Source organism: Xenorhabdus griffiniae, from assembly GCF_037265215.1.
Classification (GTDB): domain Bacteria; phylum Pseudomonadota; class Gammaproteobacteria; order Enterobacterales; family Enterobacteriaceae; genus Xenorhabdus; species Xenorhabdus griffiniae.
Window position 1 is genome coordinate 4,289,477 of record NZ_CP147737.1, and the last position, 19,548, is coordinate 4,309,024.

The 19,548-nt window shown below is 42.4% G+C and carries 17 protein-coding genes and 3 pseudogenes; 10 read left to right on the plus strand and 10 right to left on the minus strand.

The genetic code is table 11. The annotated features are described in order from the left end of the window. Positions 1 to 5: 5 nt before the first annotated feature. A complete protein-coding gene (gene moeB / locus WDV75_RS19535; protein WP_273571386.1) occupies positions 6 to 1,172 on the minus strand; it encodes a molybdopterin-synthase adenylyltransferase MoeB in 1,167 nt (388 codons plus the stop codon). Between the two features lie 426 nt (positions 1,173 to 1,598). Between moeB and WDV75_RS19540 the strand changes: the two genes are divergently transcribed. The 3 genes from WDV75_RS19540 (at position 1,599) to WDV75_RS19550 (ending at position 5,128) form a co-directional block, all read left to right on the plus strand. Beyond that, positions 1,599 to 2,636 carry a class I SAM-dependent methyltransferase gene (locus tag WDV75_RS19540; protein WP_338860343.1) on the plus strand — a complete coding sequence of 346 codons (1,038 nt, stop codon included), beginning with the start codon at positions 1,599 to 1,601 and terminating at the stop codon, positions 2,634 to 2,636. 25 nt (positions 2,637 to 2,661) lie between these two features. Beyond that, positions 2,662 to 4,191, plus strand: coding sequence for an aminotransferase class V-fold PLP-dependent enzyme (locus WDV75_RS19545; protein WP_273571382.1), 1,530 nt, complete (start codon positions 2,662 to 2,664; stop codon positions 4,189 to 4,191). 433 nt (positions 4,192 to 4,624) lie between these two features. Continuing rightward, a complete protein-coding gene (locus WDV75_RS19550) occupies positions 4,625 to 5,128 on the plus strand; it encodes a GNAT family N-acetyltransferase (protein ID WP_273571380.1) in 504 nt (167 codons plus the stop codon). A gap of 79 nt (positions 5,129 to 5,207) precedes the next feature. Here WDV75_RS19550 and rraB read toward each other — a convergent pair whose 3' ends face one another. Next, complete coding sequence (rraB, locus tag WDV75_RS19555; protein WP_189760021.1) at positions 5,208 to 5,630, minus strand: ribonuclease E inhibitor RraB; 423 nt, start codon at positions 5,628 to 5,630, stop codon at positions 5,208 to 5,210. Positions 5,631 to 5,863: 233 nt separating this feature from the next. On the opposite strand from rraB, the gene argF reads away from it, so the two are divergent. The 3 genes from argF (at position 5,864) to WDV75_RS19570 (ending at position 10,058) form a co-directional block, all read left to right on the plus strand. Beyond that, complete coding sequence (argF, locus tag WDV75_RS19560) at positions 5,864 to 6,877, plus strand: ornithine carbamoyltransferase (RefSeq protein ID WP_273571378.1); 1,014 nt, start codon at positions 5,864 to 5,866, stop codon at positions 6,875 to 6,877. 554 nt (positions 6,878 to 7,431) lie between these two features. Further along, positions 7,432 to 8,310 carry a Thoeris anti-defense Tad2 family protein gene (locus WDV75_RS19565; RefSeq protein ID WP_273571376.1) on the plus strand — a complete coding sequence of 293 codons (879 nt, stop codon included), beginning with the start codon at positions 7,432 to 7,434 and terminating at the stop codon, positions 8,308 to 8,310. Positions 8,311 to 8,777: 467 nt separating this feature from the next. Then, complete coding sequence (locus WDV75_RS19570; protein WP_273571374.1) at positions 8,778 to 10,058, plus strand: bifunctional O-acetylhomoserine aminocarboxypropyltransferase/cysteine synthase; 1,281 nt, start codon at positions 8,778 to 8,780, stop codon at positions 10,056 to 10,058. A gap of 168 nt (positions 10,059 to 10,226) precedes the next feature. Here the strand turns inward: WDV75_RS19570 and WDV75_RS19575 are convergent. Continuing rightward, a pseudogene (locus WDV75_RS19575) lies at positions 10,227 to 10,382 on the minus strand (transcriptional regulator); the annotation flags it as partial. A 142-nt stretch (positions 10,383 to 10,524) separates the two neighbouring features. On the opposite strand from WDV75_RS19575, the gene WDV75_RS19580 reads away from it, so the two are divergent. Together WDV75_RS19580 and WDV75_RS19585 are read left to right on the plus strand one after the other, a co-directional pair. Beyond that, positions 10,525 to 10,797 (plus strand): AbrB/MazE/SpoVT family DNA-binding domain-containing protein, encoded by a 273-nt coding sequence (locus WDV75_RS19580; protein ID WP_273571372.1) that lies wholly within the window; start codon positions 10,525 to 10,527, stop codon positions 10,795 to 10,797. After that, entirely contained in the window at positions 10,797 to 11,171 is a 375-nt protein-coding gene (locus WDV75_RS19585) for a type II toxin-antitoxin system PemK/MazF family toxin (RefSeq protein WP_273571370.1), read from the plus strand. Before WDV75_RS19580 ends, WDV75_RS19585 begins: the two co-directional genes overlap by 1 nt. A gap of 306 nt (positions 11,172 to 11,477) precedes the next feature. Here the strand turns inward: WDV75_RS19585 and WDV75_RS19590 are convergent, their stop codons facing one another. The 3 genes and pseudogenes from WDV75_RS19590 to WDV75_RS19600 form a co-directional block, all read right to left on the minus strand. After that, positions 11,478 to 12,503 (minus strand): IS110 family transposase, encoded by a 1,026-nt coding sequence (locus WDV75_RS19590; RefSeq protein ID WP_338860193.1) that lies wholly within the window; start codon positions 12,501 to 12,503, stop codon positions 11,478 to 11,480. Positions 12,504 to 12,741: 238 nt separating this feature from the next. Next, positions 12,742 to 13,044: an XRE family transcriptional regulator gene (locus WDV75_RS19595; protein ID WP_273572206.1), complete on the minus strand. Its 303-nt coding sequence runs from the start codon at positions 13,042 to 13,044 to the stop codon at positions 12,742 to 12,744. 6 nt (positions 13,045 to 13,050) lie between these two features. Further along, positions 13,051 to 13,401, minus strand: a pseudogene (locus WDV75_RS19600) (type II toxin-antitoxin system RelE/ParE family toxin). Positions 13,402 to 13,548: 147 nt separating this feature from the next. Between WDV75_RS19600 and WDV75_RS19605 the strand changes: the two are divergent. Both WDV75_RS19605 and WDV75_RS19610 read left to right on the plus strand, forming a co-directional pair. Then, entirely contained in the window at positions 13,549 to 13,821 is a 273-nt protein-coding gene (locus tag WDV75_RS19605; RefSeq protein WP_273572204.1) for an AbrB/MazE/SpoVT family DNA-binding domain-containing protein, read from the plus strand. Then, positions 13,821 to 14,195 (plus strand): type II toxin-antitoxin system PemK/MazF family toxin, encoded by a 375-nt coding sequence (locus WDV75_RS19610; RefSeq protein WP_273572202.1) that lies wholly within the window; start codon positions 13,821 to 13,823, stop codon positions 14,193 to 14,195. The genes WDV75_RS19605 and WDV75_RS19610 overlap by 1 nt, the downstream gene beginning before the upstream one ends. A 154-nt stretch (positions 14,196 to 14,349) precedes the next feature. Here WDV75_RS19610 and WDV75_RS19615 read toward each other — a convergent pair whose 3' ends face one another. From WDV75_RS19615 to WDV75_RS19630, 4 genes and pseudogenes are all read right to left on the minus strand, one after another. Then, complete coding sequence (locus tag WDV75_RS19615) at positions 14,350 to 17,448, minus strand: inverse autotransporter beta domain-containing protein (protein WP_273572200.1); 3,099 nt, start codon at positions 17,446 to 17,448, stop codon at positions 14,350 to 14,352. Between the two features lie 318 nt (positions 17,449 to 17,766). Continuing rightward, positions 17,767 to 17,900: pseudogene (locus WDV75_RS19620) on the minus strand (VapC toxin family PIN domain ribonuclease); the annotation flags it as partial. Further along, positions 17,900 to 18,130: a type II toxin-antitoxin system VapB family antitoxin gene (gene vapB / locus WDV75_RS19625; protein ID WP_273572198.1), complete on the minus strand. Its 231-nt coding sequence runs from the start codon at positions 18,128 to 18,130 to the stop codon at positions 17,900 to 17,902. The pseudogene WDV75_RS19620 and the gene vapB, both read right to left, overlap by 1 nt. A gap of 208 nt (positions 18,131 to 18,338) precedes the next feature. After that, positions 18,339 to 19,547: a transposase gene (locus tag WDV75_RS19630; protein ID WP_338859767.1), complete on the minus strand. Its 1,209-nt coding sequence runs from the start codon at positions 19,545 to 19,547 to the stop codon at positions 18,339 to 18,341. Between the last annotated feature and the right edge of the window lies 1 nt (position 19,548).

The following is a 19,548-nucleotide window of genomic DNA, read 5'->3' on the forward strand; positions in this document are numbered from 1 at the left end:
ACTCCTTAATATGTAGCTTGTGAGGAATCAACTTGTCGGATCCAATTTAGGATTCCGCCTTCCAAACTGAATAGTGATTTAAATCCCTGTCTCTGCATGGCAAGCAGTACTTTTCGGGAGCGTCCACCCATCTTGCAATACACAACTACCGGACATTGTCGATCAAGCAGTTTGAGACCTGTCCCATTTATAATTTCTTGTTGAGGTATCCCAATAGCGTTGTCGATATTACAGATAGCTCGTTCGCCAGGTTCTCGTACATCCACCAATTGAACAGCTTCTCCCCGCTCCAACATTTTTTGAAGCTCTTGCGGAGTTATTTGGGGAACAACCTCATCAGGGGTTTGTGATTTGAGACCACAGAAGATCTGATAATCTGTCAATTGTGTTATCGTCATACGATTTTGAGCGCGGCGAAGCGGTAACGTACGATATGTCATATCCAACGCGTCATAGACCATCAAACGACCTAAAAGGCTTGTTCCTGCCCCCGTAATCAATTTGATGGCTTCAGTCGCCATAATAGAACCAATAGCAGCACACAGTACGCCAAATACCCCACCTTCAGAGCAAGAGGGAGCATGTTCAGGTGGCGGTGGTACAGGATATAAATCACGGTAATTCAGTCCCAGCCCACCCGGTGCATTTTCCCAAAACACGGACGCCTGTCCTTCAAAACGGTAGATAGATCCCCATACATAAGGCTTGCCAGCCAGCACACAAGCGTCATTTACCAGATAACGGGTTGAAAAGTTATCCGTTCCATCGAGTACCAAATCGTACTGACGGATCAGTTCTAATGCATTCTCTGGTTCAAGGCGTTGTTGATGGCAAATGATATTAGTAAGGCGGTTGGTTTCTTGTATCGACTGACGAGCACTATCCGCTTTGTTGCGTCCGATATCGGATTGACCGTGAATTATCTGACGTTGTAAATTTGATTCATCAACCACATCAAAATCGATAATTCCTATTGTTCCAATACCCGCTGCCGCTAAATAGAATAATATAGGTGATCCTAATCCCCCAGCCCCTATCACTAACACTTTGGCGTTTTTCAGACGACACTGGCCGATATATCCAATATCTGGCAGTAATAAATGACGGCTGTATCTCTCCTTTTCCTCTTTATCTAAGTGAGGTGCAGGCTCGACAAGCGGTGGTAGTTTCATTGTAATCCCTCCACTTTCTCTTTATCTGTCCCGCGTGCAAATAATCGGGACTTCAACATACGGCTAGCTATTTAAAAGGAAGGGAGGTAGTAAAAATATCAAACGCAGAGCTAATTTTTATCATTCTATGAACGCAAATCTAGTTTGTTCGTCATTTGATATCAGATTGCTCCGTGTTTTATATCGGGCGACACCACAATCCCTATAGTGATATTGGATAGGAAAAATAATCTTAAGACGGGACGGTTATCAATTAATTGGCTTCAACACATGTTATTCGCGGAGTTTTATTCTCGTTCATGCTTGCAATGAACTGCCTGAGCGATGAAGAAACCTCTAACCAGATTATCAAAATACCACAGGTATTCTGATAGAAATTAGAGGAAAACCTCCTTATTCTCGCAAGTTATCAAAAGTGACTCACAAATGAATTTGTCAATAAACAAAATTAATGAGCAACAATATCTATTTAACATGCTATTAGGCCCAATTCGCTTGAATATACTCGTATTCGCATTCCACCATAGATTGTTTGATCACTTCATCACTATGGCCGATGCAACCACTGTGGCCCAACAATTCAACTGGTGCCCGACACGATTAACATTACTTCTCAATTCTTATGTCTCCCTAGGAATTATGGAAAAACAAGCCCAGAGTTTTTCCATTAAATCTAATTATCAGCCTTACTTACTTAGTCATTCACAATATTATCTGGGGGAAACACTCTGCTCGCTGGCAGAAATCAAATCTCTCACATTGACGAAATCCGATGAGTGGCTGGTACAAAACACACAACCAAAACAACAAATGGATATGCATGACCAACGTTTTTGGCAAAAAGCGACATCGCGTTTACGAGCTTTTCACCGAAGTACAAGAAACCCAATCCTTCTATCTATCCTTCAGTCGCTTGATAATTGGCAAGATGGACTGCATTTCCTTGATGTTGGAGCAGGCTCTGCGGAGCTAGCCCAAAATATTTTAGCTATTCACCCACAAAGCAAAATCACATTGCTTGATTTGCCTCTCTGTTGTACAGCAATACAAATGCAATTGATAGATTCGGATGGATTTGATGAATCTAATCCCTTTCAGTCCATCAAGTTTCTTCCTGGTGATATGAACACCACCCTTTTTGGCGGTCCTTACCAAATAATAGTAGCTGCGATGTCTCTCTATTTTGCTACCAATCTTCAAGATTGTATAAATAGGCTTTGGGCATCATTGTCTCCCGGCGGAACATTGATTAGTTTCCACGAATCACTGAACCAAGAACGCACTCAACCTGAGTTTCATGTATTGGGCCGCCTCCCTGCTGAACTGGCAAATGGCCCACTTTCTATCGAGTCAGAACAGATTGAAGAGGCGTTAAAAGCCAATCACCCCTCTCGTCTAGATACCCGAAAAATCCCAACTCCATTTGGAGAAATGACACTAATTATTGCCCATAAATGCATTTGACAATCAGGAAAAGGAGACAAGAACAATGTCATTAAGTATGGATCTTATCCGCCAGTCGATTATCGGAGAATGCTGGCCCATTAAAACCCCGTTTGGTACCAAGCCGTTGATCTATACAGATTATACGGCTTCCGGGCGAAGCCTCAGTTTTATCGAGCAGTTTATTCAGCAACAAGTAATGCCCTTCTACGGAAACACACATACTGAGACCTCAATCACAGGACTCCAAACAACATATCTGCGTGAGCAAAGCCGTCACATTATCCGCCAAGCACTAAACGCTACCCAAGCCTATCATGTTATTTTCACTGGTTCAGGAGCAACCAGTGCCATTAACCGCTTTATTCACATGCTGAATCTTCCTCGTTATCAGGAACAAAAACCGGTTGTTTTCATAGGTGGTTATGAGCACCACTCCAACGACCTACCCTGGCGGGAAGCGGATGTAGAATTGGTTCGTATTCCACTCACTCCAGAAGGTATACTGGATCAAACAGAGCTAAAAACACAACTCTTAAAATATCAACATGTTCCTCTCAAAGTTGGCTCTTTCTCTGCTGCTTCCAATGTCACAGGGATTAAAACCGATATTAATGGAATCTTTAACCTACTCAAAAGTTTTAATGCACTATCATGTTGGGATTTTGCAGCCGCAGCACCCTATATGTCCATTGATTTACAGGCAATTCCAATGGATGCTATATTTATTTCACCTCATAAATTTTTAGGTGGTCCTGGTACACCTGGTTTGTTGGTAATTAGAGATAATTGTTTTAGTCAGACTATTCCTGGTCTTAATGGCGGTGGCACCGTATCTTATGTAAATGCATCGACTCACCAGTATGTCGACAATATCGAACGTCGTGAAGAAGGTGGTACTCCTGCCATCATTGAATCAATTCGTGCAGGGTTGGTATTTAAAATCCAACAACAAATTGGTCTAGATTACATTAAAAAACGGGAAAAAGAGCTGGTTGAACAAACACTCTTATATTGGAGGAATCTCCCTAATTTCGAGTTAATGGGTAATCCTTCCCTTCCCAGACTAGCCATCTTCTCATTTAATATTAAAGGACTGCACTATGGTGTGGTTGTTGCCATGCTAAATGACTTATTCGGAATTCAGGCAAGAGGCGGTTGTTCTTGTGCGGGACCTTATGCCCACCAGTTACTAGATATAAACCAAGACGATAGCCGGAATATCCAAGAAAAATTAGCACAGGGAAACAATCTTGCCCGCCCTGGCTGGGTACGGCTAAATCTGCATTATCTGCTGGAAAAATCCACAGTTCATTACATCCTGGAGGCCGTTTCACTCATCTCCCGCTACGGTCACTGGTTAGCAAAGCAGTATCATTACCACAATGACAAAGGTGTTTGGTTATACCAACAATACCAACCTCAATTGACTGTTTCTCTTGATCATCTGGAATTCTTTCACCAACAGAGGAATATCCGCCCAGAATCTCTTGAAGAATCCATGAAATCAGCTAAAAATATCCTGTTAAAAAGCAAGTTACATGTCAGTAGTGAGAAAATCGCTAATATATTATGAATGGTTAGCTGTTATGATAAACTTCATCTCCTTTTTATTGGTGGCGCATAGATAGATAGAATATACCTACTTTGCAACCCAACCTGGAGTTAAAGAATAAATTGTCGATATGATCATAAATACGCTAGCATTTGCAATACTGCTCGTGTGCTGAAAGTCGCAAGGGTCACTGTTATGAGAACATGAAAAACTCACCGCCCAACACATGCATACACTCCTATCGAACGGGAATGATATTTAGCTTATCTTAGCAGTGGATGAACAATGGTCTTTTGTTCGCTACAGAATATAATAGATGGAAAATTAGTGAATTTTTCCATTTAAACCCCATGTATCCGCGCCTCCATAGTTATCTTATTACTTATTGATTAACTTAATATATTTCATGCTGTATTATTTAATTCCCTATAAATAAAAATATAAAGAGAAAATAATGACAACAAAAACAACACACAATTACATAATTCGCCCCATCACTCAACAAGACAATGCAAGCATTGCCGCTGTGATCCGTGAGGTTTCTGCTGAGCATGGCTTAACCGCAGATAAAGGCTTTGCCGTCGCTGATCCAATTCTGGATACCCTGTACGAAGTTTACAATCAGCCACGCAGCGCTTATTGGGTGGTTGAAATGGATGGCGAAGTCGTTGGCGGTGGCGGTATTGCTCCGTTGGCTGGTGGTGATGGTGATACTTGCGAATTACAGAAAATGTACCTTTCGTCGGTATTACGCGGAAAAGGTATTGCCAAGCAAATCGTGAAACAATCTCTCGAATTTGGCACAGAGCAAGGCTTTAAACGCTGCTATCTGGAAACGACAGAGAATCTGAAAGCCGCTATTGCTTTGTATGAAAAGCTAGGCTTTGGCTATCTTGATAAGCCTCTTGGCAATACAGGCCACAGCGACTGTGAAGTCAGGATGCTCAAAGCATTATGATGCTATATAGCTTTCAATTAAAGATAGCCAGCCCCACGGTTTAAGTGGGGCAATGTGGTTTGACGCAATCCTCGAAATCTTAATGGAGTCTGGGTTCATCGTCCTCAGGGGGAAAGAGATCACCGTCATCTTCATCATCAGGCGCATTAGGGTCTTCAAAGTACGTTCCCCAACCGTCGTAATTTACACCTATTTTACCAGCCAGATCCATGAGCTGCTCAACCTGTGCGTCGATCAATTCAGCTTCCAGACGACTTTCGCTGATCACATCACAACACATCAAAACAACACCGTCTTCTGTTTCCAGCTCTTCTGCATCCGTCACTTCATAGCCTAACCTGAAAGCTTCAAGGGCTGCCTTTTCCAGTCGGTCGAAGTCTTCTGCCGAAAAATGGTGCTCAATAATATAGAGTGCATCCGGATCACTGCCATCTTCCAATAATTCTTCGATGATCAAGCGAGTTTCTTCACACTGTTCTTCTAAAGCATGTGGGTCTGCCATGCCAATCCCCTCTGTCAGTTGGCTGTCTTGTTTCGCATTCTCCCATCTTTTATGTACAAAGGATATATCTATCCAATTTTGTTCAAAAAGAAATACATAACTTAAGCGGCTGATCTATAACCTGTCTTGGTACATTCATTCCTATAAACTCTGCACACAGGGCTTGTAATTGAATTTTTTTATCGATATATAGTGAATATAAATTCAATATTGCCTAATGGAGACAATGCATAATGAACCCTTTTTTCAAGCGTTCTTTCCTAAGATTACTTGACATTACTCCCTCAGAAATTAATACCCTTTTAACTTTGTCTCATGCATTAAAAGCGAATAAAAAATCAGGTTCTGAATCTCTGTTACTCACTGGGAAAAATATTGCCCTGATTTTCGAAAAAGACTCCACTCGTACACGCTGCGCATTTGAAGTTGCAGCCCATGATCAAGGTGCCAACGTTACCTATTTAGGCTCAAGCGGCAGTCAGATCGGGCATAAAGAATCCATCAAAGATACTGCGCGGGTACTTGGGCGTTTATATGATGGTATCCAATACCGTGGATATAGTCAGAAAATTGTCGAAACGCTTGCGCAATACTCAGGCGTTCCGGTTTGGAATGGCCTGACGGATGAATTCCACCCAACCCAACTATTGGCTGATCTAATGACGATGCAGGAACACAGCCAAAAACCACTCTCTGAGATCAAATTGGCTTATTTGGGCGATGCCCGCAATAACATGGGTAATACTCTGCTGGAAGCGGCTGCATTGACAGGGATAGATCTCCGTTTGGTTGCTCCAAGAACATGTTGGCCGGAAAAAAATTTGGTTGCGGAATGTCAAAAACAGGCAGAGAAAACAGGCGGCCAGATCACCCTGACAGAAGATATTACGCAAGGTGTAAAAGGTGTCGATTTTCTATATACCGATGTTTGGGTATCAATGGGAGAACCAAAATCGACCTGGCAAGAACGCATTGCCTTACTGAAGCCCTATCAAGTCAATATGGATGTTGTGAAACTCACAGGAAACCCAGAAGTTAAGTTCCTGCATTGTCTGCCTGCTTTCCATGATGAAGAAACAACACTTGGTAAGCAACTGGCAGAGGAATTCAACTTATATGGTGGTCTGGAAGTCACAAATGAAGTATTTGAATCAAAACACAGCGTTGTGTTTGATCAGGCTGAAAACCGAATGCATACCATTAAGGCCGTAATGGTAGCAACACTGGTGGAAAACCTCGTGTTGTAATAATTGATTTATATTTTTCGTCCTCTTATATAAAAGATGCACTATATAGATCTATAGCAATCTCACTTCAAGATGCGTGTGATTTCTCCCCGCGAAACGGGGAGAAATCAGGTTTCATATCGTGTTGTAAATTGCAACTTGAAGCTTAATGCGTATACACTTTTAATTTAAAGAAGATAACCAAATAAAAATATTGAATTAACTCACTATTTTTATTTACATCAATTAATATCACTAACAAAAATAATTCCAAGTATTTTTTGATTTATATACTATTTAAATTAGATTAACAATCAATAACCAAAAAGATTTGAACAAGAAACAATATTTCAATATCGCGTTTTTTAGCAGCAAACTTCAAATTTACAACCTAACTAATCGCCATAACAGCAAATAAATATATTTTACAACCTAAAACCCGATTTTACTCCGTATTTATTGTTTTCATATTTCATATTGTTGAAATAAAAATCCGACTTAAGTAAGATGAAGTGGCGGTTTAGCAGTAGGATGAAATTACCTTGAACTTTAACGAGCAAATAAGTGAGGAATTTATGTCTGAAATCAATAAACCAGAAAATCTGAATGCCAATCTTAGCTGTTCATTCAATCCTGATCTGTATAAATTTAATGGTTTTAGTGGCGAAGTCACTGTGCCAATAGGTTCTTTGGCATGGGCACTGAGCCATGTATATTTAAAAAAACAGCTATTATATCGTATCGGTTGGAATGCTCCTAAAGAGCATATACGCCTTGCTCATCAAACGATAGCTAATAGTGAAGGCGATGGATCTCCTTATATCGAGAAGAGTGATAAAAATGGCTATTGGCTTCCCTGGGAACCGACACAAGAAGATTTAATAGCTTGTGATTGGAAAATACTGATAGAACCACCACCGTATTGGGTATCTTTTGACCTTAAAATAGGCAAGTTTTATCATGAAATAAAGTATATGGGATATTCTACCGAAGAAGTAGTGAACATGATCGGCAACCCATACAATGACCCGAACACAAATTTTAATTTCGGCACTCTATCTAACTTTCAGAATAAGACAACACCCATTAGGAAAATAATGGGATTTATTAGCCGTAACTGGAATCCAATAATATCAGATATAAATGTCTCTAATTTAACACTTATCGTATCTTGTGATAAAAATAACCTTCAAAAAACAGCAGAGTTACTTAGCAGAGATCTCTATTTGGCTGTCGATGATAGAATCTATAAATTTTTTATTTCCAATTCACCTGTCCCTCCTAAAGTGGACGAAACAACAATTACTGTCAATTATCTACCTGTTGACTCGGCACCTGATGGTTCTCATCCTTTTAATGAAAAAAAATTGTTTGATCTTGATGAATTATACAAAATAATGAATGATAACATAGGTAAAACCAAGCACTTCCATCTTAGCTGGTACGATAAATAATATCCCCCAATTTCCACCCTAAATTTAAGGCTACATTCCAGTAGCCTTTTATATATGCCATCGCAATAAAAAATAATGGGATGACATTTATATTAAAAATTATCATTCTCCCCACATAAACCCCATTAATGCCATGATCTTTATCACTCTATTTTACGCGTGCTCCTTCATAATCCGTATAAAAACTGAGGTTTTGAATAGGATTAAACGCCACTCCTGCACCCTAGGCAAAGTGAGTCGATTTTTTATTTACTCATTACCCTTTTATACGCATCTTGAAGTTAGATTGGCATATGTTTATTAAATGTTTTAACCGTTTAAAGTATAGATAGTTTCTGTAAGGCAATCGGATAAAATGCAATATAGGATTATTTTTTGATATCAACAAAGTCAAAACAAACGCGTTACTCTTTTTGATTGTCAGTCTCAAACGTCAGTACCACTTTAATCAACTAAAGGAAATGGCAATGAAATTAGAAACTTTATCCATCCACGCAGGTTATTCACCCGATCCAACCACCAAAGCCGTTGCGGTCCCAATTTATCAGACAACTTCCTACGCTTTTGATGATTCCCAACATGGTGCTGATCTGTTTGATTTAAAAGTGGAAGGTAATATTTATTCCCGCATCATGAATCCAACCAATGATGTATTGGAAAAACGTGTCGCCGCTTTGGAAGGCGGTATCGGTGCGCTGGCGGTCGCTTCGGGCATGGCGGCAATCACTTACGCCATACAAACCATCGCCACGGTCGGGGATAATATTGTCTCTGTTGCAAAATTGTATGGCGGAACTTATAACCTGATGGCACACAGTTTCCCAACTATGGGGATTGAAACCCGTTTTGTTGATCATGACAATCTTGCGGCCATTGACACCCTGATCGATAAAAGAACCAAAGCCGTCTATTGCGAATCCATCACCAACCCCAGTGGAAATATCATTGATATCCAGGCGCTGGCAGAGATTGCCCATCGGCACGGCATTCCTCTTATTGTCGATAATACCGTCGCAACGCCCTACTTATGCCGCCCGTTTGAACATGGCGCCGATATTATCATCCATTCCCTGACCAAATATATTGGCGGTCATGGCACCTCGATTGGTGGGATGATTGTCGATTCAGGCAAATTTCCCTGGGCAGCGCATCAGGATCGCTTTGCAATTTTAGGCACACCAGATCCTTCATATCACGGTATAACCTATACCGAACATTTTGGTGCTGCTGCCTTTATCGCTCGCTGCCGTGTCGGGCCACTGCGTAGCACAGGCGCGGCATTGTCACCGTTCAATGCCTTTTTGATGTTACAAGGGCTAGAAACATTGGCGTTACGGATGGAACGCCATACTGAAAACGCCCTGAAGATCGCACAATATCTGGAAACACATCCTCAAGTCTCTTGGGTGAACTATGCAGGGTTGCCTGCACATCCTGAACATGATTTGGCTGTCCGTTATATGGGGGGCAAGCCAGCGTCTATTCTATCTTTCGGCATTAAAGGCGGGGAAAAAGCAGGCATACGCTTTATTGATGCCCTGCAATTGATTGTTCGTTTGGTTAATATTGGTGATGCCAAATCTCTGGCTTGTCATCCAGCCTCAACAACCCACCGTCAGCTAAATGATGAAGAAATGGTAAAAGCGGGGGTTTCACGCGATTTAATTCGCTTATCCATCGGTATTGAACATAGCGATGATATTATTGCCGACCTCGCACAAGCGCTGGCGGCAGCAAAGACGCAGTAAATTCGTTGTTAGAACGATACATAAAAATAAACACAGGCTCAAAATTAGAGCCTGTGTTTTATACGCATTAAACTTCAAGCTGCAATTTACAACACAATATGAAACCTGATTTCTTCCCCCGCTCCGCGGGGAGATATCACACGCATCTTGAAGTTAGATTGGTATAGATTAAACGACAAAGCCGTAATGTGTACCGTCGGGTAACTCTACGTCGATACGTAACTTGCCACCGGATGCTTCCACGTAACGTTTGAGAGAAGACAACTTCAAATCGCGGCCATGTTTCCCCATATCGGGGACAGTCGGTTGCTTAATGCCGAGGGCAACAGAGATAACGGAAATATCTTTCTGTGGGTATGATAGGGAGCTAGCCCTACCACTATACCGAAATTAAAGTGTGACTTTGTGAAACTTAATGATACAATCAATGTGTGAGATAAAGTTACATATTTATTGGAGGGTCATTATGGCAATAACGCGTTTACGTCAACAGGGAGGAGCTGTCGTTGTCACTATCCCTAGTGAAGTTGCAACAGTACTCGGATGGTCTGTCGGCATGACATTGGATATCAAACCATCAGGCGACACAATAAGCATCAAACCAGCGGGTAGAATTGCCAGAGGCCGGAAGTCTCTTTCTGAGCTGCTGCAAGGCATTGATGAAACAGAGGTGAGAACTTTCAACGAAGCCACTGCCAACGAACTAAATTCTCACCCTGTTGGTCATGAGGTGATTTAATGGTGCGTAAAAAGAATGTCCCAGGCAAGGGTGAAATCTGGCACACTAACGGCGATCCCGTTAGCGGAAGAGAGTTTAAAGGAGCGCATTACTATCTGGTTATCTCTGAATTTGCACTGAATCAAAAGCTAGGTACTGCACTTTGCGTTCCAATTACCAGCGGAGGAGGGGTAGCACGCTCTGAAGCGGTCACAGTATATCTCGATGGCTCGAGTACCGATACCGGAAAAATTACCGGTGTTGTGCTTTGCTACCAAATTCGTTCACTTGATTTGAATGAAAGCAAAGCGACCTATTCAGCACAAGCTGAACCCAGCGTTGTTGATGAAGTATTATCCAAAGTCATAGATATTTTAGATCCTCAATTACATTGATTTTGACATCCTCTGAAAGCCGAAGTTTTACGGCGTACTGGATAAAAAGTGGATGACTGTCATATATGGACGTCCCATAATATTCAACTTTTTTAGTGACTCAGTGTATTGCTAATTTCGGTTCACGGTCATATATCCGGCGTCTGGCAATCATTTAAATTTGCTGCGCCATGGTGAAGTCCGAACCTTGCCTCCTCATCAGATCAACGGATTAAAAATCCTCGACAGTCTCAGGTTTTTGCAAGGCCGGATAACCGTTTAGCTCATCAACTGTAGTCAACTCTATTGAAAATGAAACCGGTTTATTTAAGCAAAGGCTTTGCTCATCTGGAACGCATCTTTATTAACCATAATTGACCAGCATATCCTGGCACATTTATTGGCATAAGCGACACACGCCTTATTAAATCCCCGTCGGTTAACCAAAGACTGCATCCAATCACCGAGGGCATCATGCCGTAACGCTCTGCGTTGTATAGCAGCTCTGGCGCCATGAATTAAAATCCCGCGTAGGTACCGATTACCCTTTTTAGTGATTTTGCCTAATTGTGTTTTCCCACCACTGCTGGCCTGTCGAGGAACGAGTCCTAACCAAGCGGCCATTTGCCTGCCGTTATTAAATTGTTTTCCATCACCAATATACGCGACCATTGCGGAGGCAATCAGGGGGCCAATACCGGGAATAGATTGGAGTTGCTGCCACTGAGCCGTTTGCGATGATAGCGACTTGAGGGTTTCTTCTATTTCTTCTGTCTGCTGGATCAGCTTCAGCCATTCTTCATAGAGTTGTTTCAGAACCCTGCGTGCAATCATCGTTAATCCATTATCGGCATCTTCAAGTGCCTCGTACAGTGACTCTCTAAGAGCCGCAGAGCGTTGCGGAAAAATAATGCCATATTCTGCTGCCAGTCCTCTGATTTGATTAGAGAGAGCAACGCGTTTTTGAACTAATGACTGCCGGACATTATGGAGAACACAGAGGTCTTGTTGATACAGATTTTTGACCGGAACAAAATGCATACCCGGCCGATTCGCAGCTTCACATGTTGCCAACGCATCATTGGCATCATTTTTATGGTGTTTAACGAAAGCTTTCACATGCTGAGGGGGAATAAGGCAAACTTTAAAACCTAGATTTTCAATCGTTCGTGCCCAATAGTGGGCGGTACTACAAGCCTCCATAGCAATCAAAGTCCCGGATTCCATTTGTCTAACAGCATCCAGTAATCGACTTCGGGTCATTTTTTTATTAAATATAATGTGATTATCGTTAAGCAAACAAAGCTGAAAAACAGATTTAGCGAGATCAATACCGAGAATTTTATGATACATGATGGACGCTCCCATAAAATGAATATGCTTATTTCATTTTGGTACAATTGACGCCATACGGGACGTCCATCTCATCAGATCAAGTTGCGACTAGTACAATAAACACAGGCTCAAAATTAGAGCCTGTGTTTTATACGCATTAAACTTCAAGCTGCAATTTACAACACAATATGAAACCTGATTTTTTCCCGCTTCGCGGGAAGAAATCACACGCATCTTGAAGTTAGATTGGTATAGATTAAACGACAAAGCCGTAATGTGTACCGTCGGGTAACTCTACGTCGATACGTAACTTGCCACCGGATGCTTCCACGTAACGTTTGAGAGAAGACAACTTCAAGTCGCGGCCAGGTTTTTCCATATCGGAAACAGTCGGTTGCTTAATGCCGAGGGCCGCAGCGATGTCGCCTTGAGTCAGATTCATGCGTTCGCGAAGTTCTGCCAGATGGATGTTAAGCAACATCTCAGTCGCTGCTTTTTGTGCATTGGCAACAACCTCGGGCTTTTCAGTGACTAGTATTTGGTCAAGCGTTCTTGCCATAATTCTCTACTCCTTCTCCAATTTCTCCAGATGTGCCGTGAATTCGCGGTCAGCAATCGGAATCATGATTTCGTAAAACCTTTTCTCATTTCCGTTCTTGTTACCGGCACAAAGAAGAATTCCTTTACGTTTAGGATCGAACGCAAAGAACGCTCGGATGGGATCCCCTTTACTTTGAACCCGTAACTCTTTCATGTTGCTGTAGAGTGAACCTTTAACGGTGTCTGCGTATGGCCTCGGTAACATCGGTCCTCGTTTTCAAAGCACCATCATTGAAGCCAGAACGTTGGCACGGTCGGTGTCATCTAGAGCATCAAACCACTCATCAAAGGCGTCCGTTGTCTCGATGGTCCACATGATTACTCCTTACACAATATAGACGTAATACTATATAGATGAAAACCTATAATCAAGATCTTTATCTTGTTTCAGGAGTGTGACTTTGTGAAACTTATGATACAATCAATGTGTGAGATAAAGTTACATATTTATTGGAGGGTCATCATGGCAATAACGCGTTTACGTCAACAGGGAGGAGCTGTCGTTGTCACCATCCCTAGTGAAGTAGCAACAGTAATGGGATGGTCTGTCGGCATGACATTGGATATAAAACCATCAGGCGATACAATAAGCATCAAACCAGTGGGTAGAATTGCCAGAGGCCGAAAATCTCTTTCTGAGCTGCTGCAAGGCATTGATGAAACAGAGGTGCAAACTTTCAACGAAGCCACCGCCGACGAACTGAATTCTCACCCTGTTGGTCATGAGGTGATTTAATGGTGCGTAAAAGGCATGTCCCAGGCAAGGGTGAAATCTGGCACACTAACGGTGATCCCGTTAGCGGAAGAGAGTTTAAAGGAGCGCATTACTATCTGGTTATCTCTGAATTTGTACTGAATCAAAAGCTAGGTACTGCACTTTGCGTTCCAATTACCAGCGGAGGAGGGTTAGCACGCTCTGAAGCGGTCACGGTATATCTCGATGGCTCAAGTACCGATACCGGAAAAATTACCGGTGTTGTGCTTTGTTACCAAATTCGTTCACTTGATTTGAATGAAAGAAAAGCGACCTATTCAGCACAAGCTGAACCCAGCGTTGTTGATGAAATATTATCCAAAATCATAGATATTCTAGATCCTCAATTATATTGATTTTGACATCCTCTGAAAGCCGAAGTTTCACGGCGCCCTGGATAAAAAACAAACCTCACTATGTTAAATGGGTTTGTCAGCGATCTGAAATAAACACAGGCTCTAATTTTGAGCCTGTGTTTTTTTATCACTTATCTTACTTGGTTAGCTATTTTTACATGTCGATCAGACAAACCAGCCCACCTTCTTTTGCTGAAAAATCAATGGTACGTGTATTAATATTAAGTCTAATAGGTGACTCACCTCCAGTTCCACCACCACTAGGGCCTTTATGAGGGTTAAGCACGTTGTTCCACACCGTTATAATGGAACTAGACTGTTTTCCATTCATCAATCCCCAATCTATTAGATTGGGAAACTCTTCAAGCAGCGTCGTGCCATCTTTTACCATCTGGATGGGAAGATACGTAGTAGGATCACCTTCCCAGGATACTGGCCACACATCCGATAACTGCGCTCGCATTTGGCCTACCGTCTCCATAGCTATACAATCCTGCTTTCCAGGGTCTGGCTCGTTGTATGTAAAATAACGCCGTGGTTTTATTGTATAAGTATAGGTCCTTATCGCTCCTGTCCGTTTGTTAGTAACAGTCAACCTGAGCGTTGTAGGTGCCAATGAAGTCCAATCATTCCCATCAGTACTGAGGGGAAACATGAATGGATCTGCGGAATCATAATCTATAAGAACTCCGTTTCCTGCAACTGTTTCAAGCTTGCCTTCTTCATCGCCACCAGGCGTAAAAATAGGTGTATCTGACTTAATTCGTAGCTCTCCTCTTAACGACTCAAAGAGGTTATGAGGTCCATTCTCATTACTCTGGTAAAAATGATGGATATCTGGATTAAACGCATTGAAAAGATGCAACCCAGCAGGCTGATCAACCGATATAAATTTCACGGCAGTGTTAGCAACCGATTCCTGTTTTCCCTCTTTTGTCACAAGCTCCAGCTTGACTTTGACATTGTCAACACCGACAGAACTGGTCAACGTTGTCGTCAAGTATCCCTGCCCATCCGTGGTGAACTGTTTATTGCCAAACACCAGATTACCTTCCTCAACCAGTTTATTATGGTCAAGCTTGTCATTAACCACGCTCCAAATCACCTTATCGTGATCAAAGGTCAGATTTGGTATAGCTACATCAGTATGAGCATCCGTAATTTTTGCTTTATAGAGATAAGCCTTTTGCCCGTTATCATCAAGATCCTTATTCGGTGTCACTACAATGTCATCAATCTTAATATCACCGACGAAAGCTACAGGTTTTTCAGCGTATGTTGTCGTTTTACCCTCATCAATTGACGCACCGACTTTAATATCTTTTACAGGCTTGGTACTGGTTAAGGTAGCAAACAATTCCCCTTCGGTATTTGTAGTGTCTTGCACTGACGACCACTTCATACCATCCGGTAATGTCTCAGGATACCACTTAACATCCACCTTCTGATTATTCAGGGCAGTACCATTCTTATTTTTTACAACGGCCGTAAAGGTATAGCCATTATCTCCAGCGAGAAGTGGCCCAGATACGGACGGAGTAACGGATTGAACCTTAAAGTCAGAAATCAGGCCACTAAAGCCAATATTACCAATATGGGTTTTTGGCATTCCAGGTAGTTCCAGGAAGACTTTCACATCTTTCAGTGGCTGGGAGGTCGTTACTTTTGCCTGCAATTGCCCCTGAGAATTGGTTCTGCTGGGGTTTTTCCAATCCAGTTTGACATCCTTACTTTGTGGCTCAATCGACCAGGTGACATTATCAATCACACCATCGCGGATAATATCTTTATCAGTTGCACCATGAGCGATAGTCGCCAGTAAATTATAACCACCCTCATCCTGAGCGTCCGCATTAGAGGTTGTTAATTGTTCAGCCTTAAATTGTCTGACAACAAAAGGCTGTACTGTCACATTCAAAATAGCGGGCTTGCTTATCTTACCGTTATTTTCTTCGGCAACGATATTGACCGTATGCGTATTCTGTCCATCAGGAATATATTTAGGCAATACAAGCGAAATTAGCTTATTATCACCACTAATATTGGAAATACTGCCGCCATTTTGGGTAAATGCGTTATCTGCCTGAAAGATGAGTTTTTTAACGTTTGATTCGATGTTAGCCGTTATAGATATTGGTGCTGGCCATGTTTGTTGGCTATAACCAAAGATGGTATTTTGCGACATCGTCAATTCCAGTTCGTATGGCTTCTTCCGATGATCAAGCACAATATGGTTATTTCTTTCCACTAAGTCATAACGGCTACCTGCCAGTGTCCGCATGGAAGCAACACTACCAGGTGAGAACTGCGCACCCCAAGGTACACCAAAGCGATAATTCAGGTTGGCCTGGAACAGCGTTTCACTGCGTCCGCTACCCCCATATTTGTAATCTACCCCCATTGTCACCAACGGGATCGGTGTATAATTCAGGCCAACTTTGCCCAGGCTGGGGTTTTTCTGTTTAGTGTCACGATTGAACACAGCAACGTTATCACCAAAGTATTGTTCAAAGCCTAACTTACCCCCCAGGTTCGGGTAAGCGGGTAAATAAAATTCACCTTGAAGATCAAAACCGTTGGCAGGACGCTCTTCCCAATCATGATTTTTCAATGACTGGCGCCATTCAGTCAGACGCCAGTATGAATTGGCAGAAAGTTTGACATAATCTGTCCAGGCTTCTGCCCCGACACCGAGGCGCTGGTTTTTACCGGTGACATCATGGTCAAAGAAGGTATTCAGCCCGTACATCCAATGAGGCGTAAAATAGCGTCCCCCCAAACCAACGTTCACAGTATGACGACTGTCTTTATGGCGATAACCAAATTGGGAGAAAACCAACCAGTCGGCTTTATTGTCATAGAGCGGAAGCAACATATCCAGGGAGCCATTATCCAATTTGCCTTTTCTATCAAGGGAAAAGTTGATTCTGGCTGTTCCAAACTGGGATAACCATTTTTGGGTTTCGCTGGATATTACCCCATTAACTTTTCCTAACGCGTAGGATTTAGCTTGTTCGGTAAGTTGGGAAGGTGAAGACGACAGAACCCGACTTACCGTCTGAATATTTTTCGCTATTAAACTTGCGGTTTTATCGCCCCTATTATCTAACTGATTTTCACCTGCCACTTTCTGTGCTTGCTGTTCAGTGTTTTTCTCACCTATAGCCAATGTATTCGTTGCGATAAATGGTAAAAACAAAGAACCTATATATAGAGAAGACTTAATGAACTTCTTACTAATATATGAGCCCATATATAGTACCTCATGGAATATTTGATGTCCCAACATTGAATAAGAATAAAAAAATAATCTTTTTGTGCACTTAGGATACATTAGGTGACTTATTACTAATCTGCTTAATGAAAATTTTTTATTAGTTGATAATAAGAAGTTATCACTTGCTATTTTGAATAGCAGGTTATTACATGAGGTAAAAATTAAAATAAAAAATCAGGCTTGGTATTTAATGAAATAGGGGGCGATGATATGTTTTTTATTATACTGGTTATGGCCTATCCGAAAAACATCAAAGATAGCCTAACGAATGCCGAAAAAGCAGAACTGAAAAAAATAAATTAACTCCATCAATGTTACAGAGCTGATGCAAAGCTGACCATAATGTTGATAAAAAGCGTCTCTGACTTTCTGTGGTTTATTCTTGATAGTATAAATAAAATATTGTTATAAATCATATAGTTAATCATCAAAATTCTTCCCTGAGCTGTTCACTTGGCTGCTGCCTGTCAGTCATAAAATCAGGGGTAACATTTTCGCCATCAAACCAACTATCCCATCCCTCTCCTGCTGGAGTGATGATACAAGTTCGACCGATAGCAATAATATCAACATGTTTTACATCTTCCGGTAAAGCAACAGCTTTGGGCAAGCGTACAGCCTGACTATGGTTACTTTTAAAGACAGTTGTTTTTTCCATACTGACCTCCGAAATAAAATCTTCCAATTAAGTTCATTGAAAAGCATAACCCTCTTCTGGGATATGTTAATGGGATATACCTTACTTAACTTGTCTTAAGTTCAACCAAACTGCGAGCAATTATCAATCACCCGCAGCTCGCCCCCCGATTATCCCTTCCTCTTATTGACATCCTCCCCGCCCTAAAGGACGGGGATTCCTACAGCGTTCAGACCGAAGCCTGACTCACCTCGGTGGGTTCCTGCTTCAACGGGCGGTCTGACTGCACCATCCCTCCACAGGCAAGCACGGCATGTCCTGCCGCTAAAATATTACGTGCGGCGTTTACATCCGCGTTCGCGCTGTAGCCGCATACCTGACACACGAATTGACTTTGCGTCTGACGGTTTTCTTTCGCCGTATGACCACAGCAGGCACACCGCTGGCTGGTGTATGCCGGCGGTATCGCCACTACCTGACCACCGCGCCAGAGCTGCTTGTACTCAAGCTGACGGCGCATTTCATGCCAGCCTTGATCCCGTATCGAGCGGTTCAAGCCTGATTTGCCTCTGACGTTTCTTCCGTGCTTCTCTGCCGTGCCTTTTGCCGATTTCGACATGTTACTGACCTTCAAGTCTTCAATGACGATCATCGCGTGGTTTTTGCTGATTTCACTGGTGACTTTGTGAAGGTAGTCGCGCCGGATATTGGCAATGTGCGAGTGCAAACACTGGATTTTCCGTTTTTGTTTCTGCCAGTTTGCGCTGAATTTTACTTTGCGACTCAACTGCCGCTGGAGTGTTGCCAGCTTACGTTGGTTTGCTTTGAAGCTGCTTACTGGCTGATATACCGTGCCATCTGAAAGCGTGGCAAGTTTTGTTACTCCGGCATCCAGTCCGACCATGGATTCTGCATTGTGAGCAGGGTCAGTCACTTCGTATTCAGTCTGGATACTGACGTACCATTTGCCGCATGACTGGCTGACCGTGACGTTTTTCACTTCGCCAATGACTTCACGGCTGTTGCGATAGCGTATCCACCCTAACTTTGGCAACGAGATTCGACTGTTGGGCTGATCGAGCTTCACGCCCTGCGGGTAGCGGAATGAGTCATGTTGACCACGTTTTTTGAAGCGGGGGAATGCAGCCCGCTTCTGGAAGAAATTTTTGTAGCCGCGCTCCAGATCTTTCAGTGACTGCTGCAACGGTTGCGAGGGAGATTCTTTCAGCCATTGTGTTTCAGGTACGGATTTCCACTCAATCAGCCATGAAGCCATTTTGGTGTAGGGGAGATATTTATTCCCTGCTGCATGGTTCTCATTCTGGAGTGCCAGTGCACGGTTAAAAACGAAGCGACAAGCCCCTGCGAAGCGTCGCATATCGCGCTCCTGCTGACCATTTGGTCTTAACTGGAATTTGAAGGCTTGAAGTCGTTTCATG